Origin of the sequence: Saliniramus sp., from assembly GCF_035311605.1 — a bacterium.
In the GTDB taxonomy this organism is placed as follows: domain Bacteria; phylum Pseudomonadota; class Alphaproteobacteria; order Rhizobiales; family Beijerinckiaceae; genus Saliniramus.
On sequence record NZ_DATGCW010000281.1, the window covers coordinates 1 to 11,604 of the forward strand.

At 65.2% G+C, this 11,604-nt stretch carries 13 protein-coding genes; 8 read left to right on the plus strand and 5 right to left on the minus strand.

Going from position 1 to position 11,604, the window contains the following annotated elements; translation table 11 throughout:
* Nucleotides 1–14: 14 nt before the first annotated feature.
* From VKP01_RS12675 to VKP01_RS12690, 4 genes are read left to right on the plus strand one after another with little or no spacing between them, the layout of a single operon-like run.
* Complete coding sequence (locus tag VKP01_RS12675; RefSeq protein WP_414706578.1) at nt 15–944, plus strand: ABC transporter permease; 930 nt, start codon at nt 15–17, stop codon at nt 942–944.
* A 28-nt stretch (nt 945–972) separates the two neighbouring features.
* The gene (locus VKP01_RS12680; RefSeq protein ID WP_324412823.1) at nt 973–2,334 is read left to right on the plus strand and encodes a cytosine deaminase; all 1,362 of its coding nucleotides are present in this window, start codon (nt 973–975) and stop codon (nt 2,332–2,334) included.
* A 60-nt stretch (nt 2,335–2,394) separates the two neighbouring features.
* Nucleotides 2,395–3,819, plus strand: coding sequence for an FAD-binding oxidoreductase (locus VKP01_RS12685; RefSeq protein ID WP_324412825.1), 1,425 nt, complete (start codon nt 2,395–2,397; stop codon nt 3,817–3,819).
* A gap of 24 nt (nt 3,820–3,843) precedes the next feature.
* Entirely contained in the window at nt 3,844–4,038 is a 195-nt protein-coding gene (locus VKP01_RS12690; protein WP_324412826.1) for a hypothetical protein, read from the plus strand.
* Nucleotides 4,039–4,050: 12 nt separating this feature from the next.
* Here the strand turns inward: VKP01_RS12690 and VKP01_RS12695 are convergent, their stop codons facing one another.
* The 3 genes from VKP01_RS12695 to VKP01_RS12705 are packed head-to-tail and all read right to left on the minus strand — an operon-like array spanning nt 4,051 to nt 5,421.
* A complete protein-coding gene (locus VKP01_RS12695; protein WP_324412828.1) occupies nt 4,051–4,512 on the minus strand; it encodes a hypothetical protein in 462 nt (153 codons plus the stop codon).
* On the minus strand, nt 4,509–4,958 hold the full coding sequence (locus tag VKP01_RS12700) for a helix-turn-helix transcriptional regulator (RefSeq protein WP_324412830.1): 450 nt from the start codon (nt 4,956–4,958) through the stop codon (nt 4,509–4,511). Before VKP01_RS12700 ends, VKP01_RS12695 begins: the two co-directional genes overlap by 4 nt.
* Complete coding sequence (locus VKP01_RS12705; protein ID WP_324412832.1) at nt 4,936–5,421, minus strand: hypothetical protein; 486 nt, start codon at nt 5,419–5,421, stop codon at nt 4,936–4,938. The genes VKP01_RS12700 and VKP01_RS12705 overlap by 23 nt, the downstream gene beginning before the upstream one ends.
* 242 nt (nt 5,422–5,663) lie before the next feature.
* Here VKP01_RS12705 and VKP01_RS12710 point away from each other — a divergent pair, with 242 nt between their 5' ends.
* The 4 genes from VKP01_RS12710 to VKP01_RS12725 all read left to right on the plus strand — a co-directional run bounded on the left by VKP01_RS12710 (nt 5,664) and on the right by VKP01_RS12725 (nt 9,788).
* A complete protein-coding gene (locus tag VKP01_RS12710) occupies nt 5,664–6,323 on the plus strand; it encodes a regulatory protein RecX (RefSeq protein ID WP_324412835.1) in 660 nt (219 codons plus the stop codon).
* Nucleotides 6,324–6,466: 143 nt separating this feature from the next.
* A complete protein-coding gene (locus VKP01_RS12715; protein WP_324412837.1) occupies nt 6,467–6,895 on the plus strand; it encodes a rhodanese-like domain-containing protein in 429 nt (142 codons plus the stop codon).
* Nucleotides 6,896–7,044: 149 nt separating this feature from the next.
* The gene (locus tag VKP01_RS12720; RefSeq protein ID WP_324412839.1) at nt 7,045–8,340 is read left to right on the plus strand and encodes an adenylosuccinate synthase; all 1,296 of its coding nucleotides are present in this window, start codon (nt 7,045–7,047) and stop codon (nt 8,338–8,340) included.
* Nucleotides 8,341–8,390: 50 nt separating this feature from the next.
* On the plus strand, nt 8,391–9,788 hold the full coding sequence (locus VKP01_RS12725) for a histidine kinase (RefSeq protein WP_324412841.1): 1,398 nt from the start codon (nt 8,391–8,393) through the stop codon (nt 9,786–9,788).
* Between the two features lie 48 nt (nt 9,789–9,836).
* Here the strand turns inward: VKP01_RS12725 and rpoH are convergent, their stop codons facing one another.
* The gene (rpoH, locus tag VKP01_RS12730) at nt 9,837–10,739 is read right to left on the minus strand and encodes an RNA polymerase sigma factor RpoH (RefSeq protein WP_324412843.1); all 903 of its coding nucleotides are present in this window, start codon (nt 10,737–10,739) and stop codon (nt 9,837–9,839) included.
* 232 nt (nt 10,740–10,971) lie between these two features.
* A partial coding sequence (locus tag VKP01_RS12735) for an RluA family pseudouridine synthase (RefSeq protein ID WP_324412845.1) occupies nt 10,972–11,604 on the minus strand: 633 nt, incomplete at its 5' end.

Genomic DNA, 11,604 nt, shown 5'->3' on the forward strand with positions numbered 1-11,604 from the left:
CTGTGAGGGCCGTGATGAACGCGCAGACCAGCAATCCGGCCGCCGATCCGGCAACGCAGCCCGCCGACAGCGCCACCCTCGCACTGACGGCCTCCGATGATGCGCCCCGGCGCGGGCGCGATTTCACCCTCGTCCTGCGCATCGGCCTCCCGCTCGCGTTATTCGCCATCGTGGTCTGGAGCTGGGAGACCTATGTGCGCGTGGCCGAAGTGCCGCATTACATCCTGCCGGCGCCGAGCCGCATCATGGAGACCATGATCGCCGACTGGCCTTTGCTCTTCGGTTCGCTGTTGCAAACGCTGGAGACGACCTTTCTCGGGCTCTCGCTTGCGATCATGGGCGGCGTGGGGCTCGCCGTGCTGCTCTCGCTGTCGCGGGCGGTCGAATACTCGCTCTATCCTTACGCGGTGGTGCTCCAGGTCACGCCGGTGGTCGCCATCGCGCCACTGCTTCTGATCTACATGCCGCAGGAGACGGCGGTGCTGACCTGCGCCTGGATCGTGGCCTTCTTCCCGATCCTGTCGAACACGACGCTCGGCCTGCAATCGGTCGACCGCAACCTGCTCGAACTGTTCGATCTCTACGGCTCGGCGCGCCCGAAATGGGCGCCGCGCTGGCTCGGCACATTCATCATCCGCGTCAAGGCGCTGTACTATCTGCGCGGCCCCGCTGCCCTGCCGTACTTTCTCGGCGGGCTGAAGATCGCCGGCGGGCTCGCCCTGATCGGCGCGGTCGTCGCCGAAATCGCCGCCGGCTCTGCCGGGGCGGGGTCCGGGCTTGCCTATCGCATCATCGAGAGCCAGTTCCGGCTCAACATTCCGCGCCTGTTCGCGGCTCTGGTACTGCTCTCGCTGACCGGCGTGATCATCTTCCTCGCCATGTCCGCCTTCTCGCATATGCTCTTGCGGCGCTGGCACGAAAGCGCGATATCGCAAGATAAGTGAATACCGAGCCGCATGCGGGAGGACGGGCATGGCCGCCGATGACAGGAACGCGCATGATCACGCACCAGGCTTCCTGCCGATCCCGGCGACCGGTGATTACCGCCTCGACAATGCCCGCGTGCCCCATTGCATGCTCTCGGCGGGAGGTGTGAAGCCGGATGCCGCCGGGCTGTGTCATGTCGACCTGGTGATCCGGCATGGCCGCATCCTCGGCGTGACACCCTCGGGCACGAGCGCGCATGAATCCGATCTGCCGGTAATCGATACGCGCGGGGCGCTGGTGATGCCGCGCCTCGTCGATATCCACACCCATCTCGACAAGGGTTTCATCTGGAACCGCGCCCCCAATCCCGACGGCACTTTCCCCGGGGCCCTCGACACGGCCCAGCACGATCGCGAGGCCAACTGGGATGCGCAGGATCTTGCGCGACGCATGGATTTCGGTCTGCGCTGCGCACTCGCCCACGGCACCGGCGCGATCCGCACCCATCTCGATTCCATCGGCAGGCAAACGGCGATCTCCTGGCCAGTCTTCGCGGAGCTGCGCGAAACCTGGCGCGACGTGATCACCCTGCAGGCCACGTCCCTCTTCCTCCTCGACGATATTCTCGAAAACGCGGAAGAATTCGCGCAGGTGGTCGAGACCACGGCGCGCTACGAGGGCCAGCTCGGGGGCGTGACCTTCGCCGGCCATGCCCCCGATGCACGCACTGATGCCGCCCTCGACAAGCTGTTTGCGGCTGCAATCCGGCACGGGCTCGATCTCGATCTGCACGTGGACGAGAGCGATTCGCACCATGCGCGGACGCTGGAGCGCGTGGCCGATGCCGCGATCCGCCATCGCTTCCCCAACCGGATCCTGTGCGGCCATTGCTGCTCGGCCTCGCTGATGGAGGAAGGCGATCTCGACCGGTTGATCGACAAGCTGGCCCGGGCAGGCATCGCCGTGGTCAGCCTGCCCATGTGCAACATGTATCTGCAGGACCGCGCATCCGGGCGCACGCCCCGCTGGCGCGGGGTGGCGCCGGTGCAGGAATTCAGGACGGCGGGCATCCCGGTGATGTTTGCCTCCGACAACACCCGCGATCCGTTCTATGCCTATGGCGATCTCGATCTGGTCGAGGTGTTTCGCGAAGCCACCCGCATCGCCCATCTCGATCACGGCGAGGGTGACTGGCTGCGCGCCATTGCGGGCACGCCGGCGACGATGATGAATCTCGATCGGGCCGGTCGCATCGAGAGCGGTGATCCGGCCGATCTCCTGATCCTGCGCGCGCGCGCCATGAACGAGTTGCTCTCGCGGCCCCAGAGCGACCGGATGGTGCTGCTCGGCGGGCGCCCGATCGCGACGACGCCGCCCGCCTATGACGAACTCGACATGATCGCCTGAAGGCGGCAGCAGCGGAAAGGGACCCATGATGGAAGGATCGGCCATATGGAGGGATCAGCCATGAGCGCGCGTTACGACATCGAAGCCTTCAAGAAGCGTATCGACGGCGTGAAGATCGAGGAAAATCCCGCTCTGGTGCGCCAGAAGAGCCGGGATTTCTTCTGGTATTCCCCCACGCTCAGGCGCCAGCTCGACGCGGTCACTGCGGATATCGTGGTCTCGCCCGCTTCCGAGCAACAGGTCCTCCAGGTGCTCGCGGCGGCCCATGAACATGCGATCCCGGTGACGCCGCGCGGCACCGGCACCGGCAATTATGGCCAGGCCATGCCGCTTTCCGGCGGGATCCTGCTCGATTTGTCGCAATTCAACGCCGTGCGCGAGATCGGCCATGGCCGGGTCGTGGCCGAGCCCGGCACCGTCATAGCTGCCCTCGACAAGGAGACCCGCGCCGATTCGCGTCAGGAAATCCGGCTGCATCCATCGACCTACCACACCGCCTCGATCGGCGGCTTCATTGCCGGCGGTTCGGGCGGGATCGGCTCGATCCGCTGGGGCGGGCTGCGCGATACCGGCAACATCATCCGCCTCAAGGTGGCGACGATGGAGGCAAGCCCGCGCATTCTCGAGTTCACCGGCGACGACATCCACAAGGTCTCGCACGCCTATGGCACCAACGGCATCATCACCGAGGTCGAGATGCCGCTCACCCCGGCCTATGACTGGGTGGACGTGATCGTGGGCTTCGAGGATCTGCGCGCGGCCACGCAGTTCGCCAATGATCTCGGCGAGCAGGACGGGCTCCTGATCAAGGAGCTCGGCCTCGTCGCCGCGCCGATCGCGCATGATCATTTCAAGCGCCACAGGAAATTCATCGCGCGCGAGCAGCATGTGGTGCTGATCATGGTCGCCGATTTCCAGACGGCGCCGCTCACGGGTTTCATAAAGCGCTATCGCGGGGCGCAGCTGCTTTTCCGCAATGATCAGCTCCCGGCGGAGGATCTCAAGGGCCTGCCCCCGGTCTTCGAATTGTCGTGGAACCACACCACTCTGCGGGCGCTGCGGGACGACCCATCGATCACCTATCTGCAAGTGCTCTACCCCTTCCCGAACCAGATCGATCTGGTGCAGCGCATTCACGAGCGCTTCGGCGAGGAAGTGCCGGCGCATCTCGAATTCGTGAAATTCGACGGCAAGGTCACCTGTTTCGGCCTGCCGCTGGTGCGCTTTTCAAGCGAGGAGCGGCTGGAGGAGATCATGGCGATCCACGAGGAGATGGGCGCGCCGATCTTCAACCCGCATCGCTACACCCTCGAAGAGGGCGGCATGAAACAGACCGACGAGACCCAGCTCGCCTTCAAGCGCGAGGCCGACCCGCAGGGCCTGCTCAACCCCGGCAAGATGGTCGCCTGGGAGGACCCCGATTACGATTTCAAGTCGGGCAAGAATTTTCTTTTCAAGGGTCTCACGGCGCAGGGCGCGGGCTGAAAACACATCATTTCAGGAGAGAGCATGACGGCCTACATCTTTTCGCGCACCAATCTGATTTCCACGGCGGTCTTCGCCGTGATCTATGGCGGGGTCATGCTGCTTCTCGGCAACACGCCGAACGAGGTCCTCACCTCCGTCGCCATTGCAGCCCCGGTCTATGGCGTGCTGATGGGGCTGTGGAACGCCTGGCGCGCGTCGCGTGACGGGGGCGGGTGATCCGCGCCGGAATCAGGTGTCGCCGGCATCGCCGGAGGACGCCTCCGCCGCAGGATCGGGACAGGTCACGCGCTTGCGGGCGATCTCCACCCAGTCCTGACCTGGAAGGCAATATTCCAGCAGCAGCACGCCGGAGCCGTTGATGGCGACCGGCATGCCGCGCAGGGCGAGGGTGGTCTCGCCCTCTTCCATGAAGGGCAGGCCGATCTGGCTCACGGGCTCGTCATGCCCTTCGAACCGCAGCCGCAGATGGATGCCCGTCTCGCCCGCCTTCGCGGGCGCAGATACATATTGCAGCCAGAGCGATACACCCACGCGGATCGGGCAGCGAGCGATGACGATATCGCCGCCATAAACGCCCAGAAGCATGTCCTTGCCATTATCCTCGCGGCGGATATCCTCGCAGAAAACCGCATTGATCAGCCTGAATGCAGGAATCTCCGCGCCGAGCGCCTTTCCGCTATCCATGCTCATGCCTGCACCGTCGTCGCTGTGTCGACGCGCTCGAAATCGATGATGCGGTGGTTGCCTGAATGTATAAGCGTCGGCGCCGGATCCACCTCGCGCCCAGCGGAGGCACCAGTCCCCGATCCCGGAATGTAACCCGCGAGCGGATGGTGGCGGCTGCCCGGTGGCGCATCTTCCAGCGGCACGGCCCTGATCTCGAAGCGGCTGCCCATGGCAAGTGCGAGAGCAGCGGCGGTGTCGAAGGTCCAGTTGCCCGGCGCCGACAGCCAGCGCGTGATCTGCTCGGGCCGTTTGTCGAGCTTGCGCGCGAGATCGGCCTTCGTCATGCCCGAAGCGGCACGCTCGCGGAACAGTTTCAGGATAGCGGCATGAAAATCATTGCGTAATTTGCGCTCGAAATAGCCGAGATGGCGCGGTGCGAGCGGTATGCTATTGCGTATTTCGCAGATCATTGACGTTTTCGTTGACATAATCCGTCACCTTCTCGCTGGTTAGCGGGCTGTAGGGGGCGAAAATCCCGTGCCAGATCTGGCGTGTGCGGCGGATTTCGTCCTTGAAAGCGCGTGAATTGAAGCCACCCAGTTCGGTGCGCAGGCGCATATGGGTCAGAACCAGAATATCGGTATCGGCAAAAGTGCCGAAGGCCCGTACGCTCGGATTCGGATCAATGCTGCGCAGCTCCCAGACCTGTTCGCCCTCGGGCTCGAGACGCTTCAGGAAGGCATGCTTGTTACGCCGGTCGCCGATCGTGATCTCGCCGCCGGCGATGAAATGGTCGAGATCGGCGAGAAAGGCACCGGTCCGGTGCTCGGCTTCACGATCAAGCAACTCGCCATCAAGCTCCTCCTGCATTTCCAGCTTCAGCAGAATGATCCGCAGATGCGATTCCACGGGAATGACCGGCAGGTACTGCACCAGCCGGCCATGATCCAGACAGGTTCGAATATGCCCGACTATTGACATTAAAGTCAAACCCTTTCGCGAAATCGCCATTCTGATTCGCTTCTCTGCGATGCATGCGTTTCGCAAGAATGAATCCTCATGGATTGTATTCTGATTCCCGGATTATCCAGAACTGCTGATTGCGACGCAGATCGTGCGCTGTCGTCGCGCAATCTCACCCTTGCGCATCGGCCGCCCGCACGGGAAAAGAGCGCATGAGCGAAAGCGCAGACGAGAACGAGGCGGACGACGAGGCCGGGGCGAAAACGGGTTCGCAAGCGAGGGCCCGCAAGCCGCCCAGGCCCGTGACACAGGCCTGGTTGCAGCGGGCGGCCCTGTATTATCTGGAGCGCTATTCCGCCTCCTCCGCACAGCTTCAAAAAGTACTCGCCCGCAAGGTCGAGACGCGGTTGCGGCTGCGCGGCGAGGCGGAGGATCCCGAGATCGCCATGCCGGCGCGGGCGCTCATCGCCGGTGTCGTGGAACAGGCGGTGTCCGGCGGCTACGTCGATGACGCCGCCTATGCCCGCGCCCGTGTCGCGAGCCTGCGCCGGCGCGGCGGCTCGCACCGTGCCATCATGGCGAAGCTGCGTGGGAAGGGGCTCGATCCGGCCCTGATCGAGGAGGCTCTGGCCGAGGATGTCGCCGAGGCACAAGCCGAGGGGCAGGCCAATGGGGAAGCCCTGGACGATGACGATGCCGATGCGCGCGCCCGGCGCGAATACGAGGCCGCACGTGCCTATGCACGCCGCCGCCGGCTCGGACCCCATCGCACGCCCCCGCAACCGGAGCGCCGCGACCGGGATATCGCCGCCATGGCGCGCGCCGGTTTCGCCCTCGCCCTCGCCATCCGCGTGATCGACGACACGGATTAGTCCCGGAACCGGGAATTCCCATGGTGCTTTTCGAAAACACGCCGTTTCGATGATGCGGCGTTGCAGGTAAGCTGGGAATATGGTGTCGGTCGCTCACTCCGGCCCGATGCCGTCACGCCGTCTGTCGCAAGGGAGCGCGTCACATGCCGCAACAGATCACCAAAGGCTATCGCGCCCTGCTCGCCGAAGCCAATGCCGCCATCGAGACGCTCAGTGTCGCCGAGGCCCTGCCCTTGATGGCTGACGAAGACACCGTCTTCATCGATATCCGCGATCCCCGCGAATTGCAGCGCGAGGGCCGGAATCCGCAGGCCTTTCATTGCCCGCGCGGGATGCTCGAATTCTGGATCGACCCGGAAAGCCCCTATCACAAGGATATCTTCGCGCAGGACAAGCGTTTCGTCTTCTTCTGCGCAGCCGGCTGGCGCTCGGCGCTCGCGGCCAAGACCGCACAGGATATGGGACTCGGGCCCGTTGCCCATATCGAAGGCGGGTTCAAGGCGTGGAAGGAGGCCGGTGCTCCGGTGGAGATGCCGGAACCGAAACCCGCCGACAGGAAGCCCGGAAGCTGAAGCATTGCGGGGCATTCGCCGCGTGCCGGCCTTGCATCGGCCTTGACCTCGCCGCCGCAATCACGCAAGAGGCATTGCAAGGTTTTCCGCCCCGGCCTTGTGCCGGGGCTTTTCGTGTTGTGCGCAATCGAGGTTGCAGGAACAAGCCAATGGCCAATGTCGTCGTCGTGGGCGCCCAATGGGGCGATGAGGGGAAGGGCAAGATCGTGGACTGGCTCTCCAGCCAGGCCGATGTGGTGGTGCGCTTCCAGGGCGGGCACAATGCCGGCCACACCCTCGTCATCGGCGAGGCCGTCTACAAGCTCTCGCTCCTGCCCTCGGGGGTGGTGCGCAAGAACAAGCTCGGCGTCATCGGCAACGGTGTCGTGCTCGATCCGCATGCGCTGGTGGCGGAGATCGAGCGGCTGGGCGAGCAGGGTGTCGAGATCACCCGCGAGACCCTGCGCATCGCCGACAATGCGACCCTGATCCTCTCGGTGCATCGCGAGCTCGACGCCCTGCGCGAGAGCGGCGCTTCGGGCGGAACCAAGATCGGCACCACCAAGCGCGGCATCGGCCCCGCCTACGAGGACAAGGCCGGGCGCCGGGCCATCCGCGTCGATGATCTCGACGATCTCGACGCGCTGCCGGCCAAGATCGAGCGGCTCCTGACCCATCACAACGCCCTGCGCCGCGGTTTCGGCCTGCCGGAATACGAGGCGAAGTCGCTCTATGACGAGCTCGCCTCCGTCGCGCCGAAGATCCTGCCCTTCATGGATGCCACCTGGCGTCTGCTCGACGAGAAACGTCGCGCCGGCAAGCGCATCCTCTTCGAGGGCGCCCAGGGCGCATTGCTTGATGTCGATCACGGCACCTATCCCTTTGTCACCTCCTCCAACACCGTCGCCGGCCAGGCCGCGACCGGATCCGGCATGGGGCCGGGTGCCGTCGGCTTCGTGCTGGGCATCGCCAAGGCCTATACAACGCGCGTCGGCGAGGGCCCCTTCCCCACCGAACTCGATGACGAGACCGGCCAGCGCATCGGCGAGCGCGGGCGCGAATTCGGCACCGTCACCGGGCGCAAGCGCCGCTGCGGCTGGTTCGACGCGGTGCTCGTGCGCCAGACCGTGCGCACCAGCGGCATCGACGGCATCGCGCTCACCAAGCTCGACGTGCTCGACGGCTTCGACACCATCCGCATCTGTACCGGCTACAAGCTCGACGGCGCGGTGATCGACCACTTCCCCGCGAGCCAGGGCGCGCAGGCGCGGGTCGAACCGATCTACGAGGATTTCGAGGGCTGGACCGGCTCCACAGCCGGCGCGCGCAGCTGGGCGGATCTGCCGGCCCAGGCCGTCAAATATGTCCGCCATATCGAGGAATTGATCGGCGCGCCGATCGCTCTGCTCTCGACGAGCCCGGAGCGCGACGACACGATCCTGGTGCAAAATCCCTTCGAGGCTTGACCGCAGCAGGAGCAGGCAACACAGTGTTCACGAAGACAGCATAAGCGAACATGGCCGATTATCATCCACTGATCGCCCGGGCCGTCCAGGGCCTCCCCGATCCCGCTCCCGAAATGCGCGCCGCCGTCTATGACCGGGCGCGTACGGCTTTGTTTGCGCAATTGCGCTCGCTCGACCCGCCGCTTTCGGAGGAAGAGTTCGAGGCCGAGCGGCACGCACTGGAGAGCGCCATCGCCGGCGTGGAATCCGAATATGCCGGGCCTGCACCGGATGATGAGGCCGGCGCGCAGGACGATAATGCCGTCGCGGCGGATCTGGCCGGGCACCCGATGCACGATCAGGCCATGGCGGACGATACCCTGCCTGACGAGAGCCCGCCGGATCGGGCCCCATTGGGTCAGACCGGACTCGCTTACCCTGGACAGGCGAGCGCTCAGGGCTCCGCTTCCGCCTCGGATGGTCGGCATTCCGGTCAGACTTACCCGCCATACGCCACCGATGACCCGGCCTCGCCGGAGGATTCCCCGCTGCCGCCACGCGTGCCGCAGCCGGAGGCTGCCGAGGGCTCCACCGCAGCGCAGACGACACCCGTGCCGCCGCCACCGGCCGCGAAGGCGCGCCCGCGTCTCGACGGGCGCAGCCAGCGCGCCAGTTCCGGCGGAAGCCTGCGCGCCGTGATCGTGGCGCTCAGCCTCATCGTCGTGATTGGCGCCATCGCCTTTGCGGCCTACTGGCTCTCCCGCGAGGACGAAGCCCCGGTGGCCGGGGTCACACCGCCGGATATCCAGGCTCCGGCCCCGATCGAACAGCCGCCGCGTATCGAAGACAGGCTGATGCCGGACGAGACCGATGCGGACGAAATCGCGCCCGAACGTGTCTCGCCGGAACCGCCTGCGGCGCTGCCGGATGATGAAGTCGGCGTGGCGCAGCGCGCCATGCTCTATGAGGAGGATCCGGCCAATCCGACGGGCGAACCGCGGGCGGCAGCGGGCAGCGCTCTGTGGCGGCTCGATACGAATGATCCGGATGATCCGGCCATCATCGTGCAGGTGCGGGTGCCGGATATGGGCATCACCATGACCATGACGATCAGGCGCAATCTGGACCCGGATCTGCCGGCTTCGCACACGATCGAGCTCGATTTCGTCAATACCGGTGACGAGGACCGCAACGTCCTCGATGCCGGCCTGCCGCATCTCAAGGAAGACGAAGTCGTGCGCGGTGCACCGCTGGCCGGGCTGACGGTGCCGATTTCCGACAATTTTTTCCTGATCGGGCTGTCAAATCTGCGCGCCGACCAGCAGCGCAACCGCAATCTGCTGATCGACCGCAACTGGATCGAACTGCCGATGCGCTTCGCAGGCGGCCAGCGCGCCGTCATCGCCTTCGACAAGGGCATGAGCGGACAGCAGGTGATCGAGCAGGCCTTCGCCGCCTGGGAGGAGTGAGGCGGCATATCTCGGGCTTCTGCCGCACCGGGGCGGGAAAACCCGGCCTCAGCCAGTTGCGCCGGTGCCTTCGTATTGCGGCTTCTCGATCGCGGCGAGATTGTGCTTCACCGCTTCCTGAACCTTCTCGAAGGCGCGCACTTCGATCTGTCGCACGCGCTCGCGCGAAACACCGAATTCGCCTGACAATTCCTCCAGCGTGATCGGGTCCTCGGCCAGCCGGCGCGCTTCGAAAATCCGCCGCTCACGCTCGTTGAGCACAGCCAGAGCCTCACGCAGGGCGCGGGTGCGGTTCTGCCCTTCTTCCTGCGTGGCGAGGATGGTCTCCTGGCTGGCCGAGTCATCCACCAGCCAGTCCTGCCATTCGCCTTCGCCCTCCTCGCGCAGCGGCGAGTTGAGCGATGAATCACCGCCGAGCCGGCGGTTCATGTCGATCACGTCCTGCTCTGTGACGCCGAGACGTGTGGCGATCTCGCTCACCTGGTCGGGGCGCAAATCCCCCTCGTCGAGAGCCGAGATCTGACTCTTGGCCTTGCGCAGATTGAAGAACAGCTTCTTCTGATTGGCCGTGGTCCCCATCTTCACCAGCGACCAGGAGCGCAGGATGTATTCCTGGATCGAGGCCTTGATCCACCACATGGCATAGGTGGCGAGGCGAAAGCCCCGATCGGGTTCGAAGCGCTTGACCGCCTGCATCAGCCCCACATTGCCTTCCGAAACGACCTCCGAGATCGGCAGGCCGTAGCCGCGATAGCCCATGGCGATCTTGGCCACGAGGCGCAGATGCGAGGTGACGAGCTTGTGGGCGGCCTCACGGTCGCCATGCTCGCGCCAGCTCTTGGCGAGCATGTATTCCTCGTCGGGCTTGAGCATGGGAAACTTGCGGATCTCGTCGAGATACCGTGACAGGCCGCCTTCCGTGGCGAGTATGGGCAGGTTTCCGGCCGACATGCTTCATCCTCCTGATGCCCCCCTGATGGGCGAGCCTTCGGCGATCTCCCCATGGACAATCGCACTTTGATTCGATCATAGAGCCTTGCGCCCCGTTCGAAAACTAAACGTTTCGACAGGTTCTTCGAAAGCCTAAAACGCGGGCACTGCGTTCACGGTTTCCGGAGCATGTGCGTTTTGTGAAGAATACCGCGCGATGCGGCGCTTTGATGACCAATCACCACCAACCGGTTCACGACGCCTCGGGAGCGCGCAAAGCCGCGATCAGCGCAGCGAGATCGGGCGGGTCGGGACTTTCGAAGCGCAGGGTTTCGCCGGTGCGCGGATGGGCAAAGCCGAGCAGCGCGGCATGCAGGGCCTGCCGGTCGAGCCCCGCGAGTGCATCCCGCGCCGTCCCGGGCAACAGGCTCGCCTTGGTGCGAAAGCCCGCCCCGTAGAGCGCATCGCCGAGAAGCGGGTAACCGGAATGCGCGAGATGCACGCGGATCTGGTGCGTGCGCCCCGTCTCCAGCGTGCAGCGCAGGAGGGCGGCATGGGCATGCGTGCGGGCGTCACGCGGAGCATCGCCGGACATGGCGCCGAAGCGCTCCTCTACCGCCACATGCGTGATCGCCTCGCGGCCTTGTGCGCGCGGCTCCTCGCCGACGCGCGCGCGTCGCGTCTCGAGGACGATCATCTTCTCGCGATTGTGGCGTGCGCGGGCAATGGGCGCCTCAATGGTGAAGCGCGCACGTTCCGGCGCACCCCAGACCACTGCCCGATAGGCACGCTCGAGCGGTCCGGTGCGGCCGTGATCGGCGAATTGCGCGGCGAGCCCGCGATGTGCGGCGTCGTTCTTGGCCACCACCAGCAATCCGCTGGTATC

Bases quoted from the DNA above. Each gene is read 5' to 3' on its own strand.
- VKP01_RS12685 (WP_324412825.1), top strand. From the start codon at position 2,395: ATGAGCGCGCGTTACGACATCGAAGCCTTCAAGAAGCGTATCGACGGC.
- VKP01_RS12720 (WP_324412839.1), top strand. From the start codon at position 7,045: ATGGCCAATGTCGTCGTCGTGGGCGCCCAATGGGGCGATGAGGGGAAG.
- VKP01_RS12715 (WP_324412837.1), top strand. From the start codon at position 6,467: ATGCCGCAACAGATCACCAAAGGCTATCGCGCCCTGCTCGCCGAAGCC.
- VKP01_RS12675 (WP_414706578.1), top strand. From the start codon at position 15: ATGAACGCGCAGACCAGCAATCCGGCCGCCGATCCGGCAACGCAGCCC.
- VKP01_RS12680 (WP_324412823.1), top strand. From the start codon at position 973: ATGGCCGCCGATGACAGGAACGCGCATGATCACGCACCAGGCTTCCTG.
- VKP01_RS12690 (WP_324412826.1), top strand. From the start codon at position 3,844: ATGACGGCCTACATCTTTTCGCGCACCAATCTGATTTCCACGGCGGTC.
- VKP01_RS12700 (WP_324412830.1), bottom strand. From the start codon at position 4,958: ATGATCTGCGAAATACGCAATAGCATACCGCTCGCACCGCGCCATCTC.
- rpoH (WP_324412843.1), bottom strand. From the start codon at position 10,739: ATGTCGGCCGGAAACCTGCCCATACTCGCCACGGAAGGCGGCCTGTCA.
- VKP01_RS12695 (WP_324412828.1), bottom strand. From the start codon at position 4,512: ATGAGCATGGATAGCGGAAAGGCGCTCGGCGCGGAGATTCCTGCATTC.
- VKP01_RS12710 (WP_324412835.1), top strand. From the start codon at position 5,664: ATGAGCGAAAGCGCAGACGAGAACGAGGCGGACGACGAGGCCGGGGCG.
- VKP01_RS12725 (WP_324412841.1), top strand. From the start codon at position 8,391: ATGGCCGATTATCATCCACTGATCGCCCGGGCCGTCCAGGGCCTCCCC.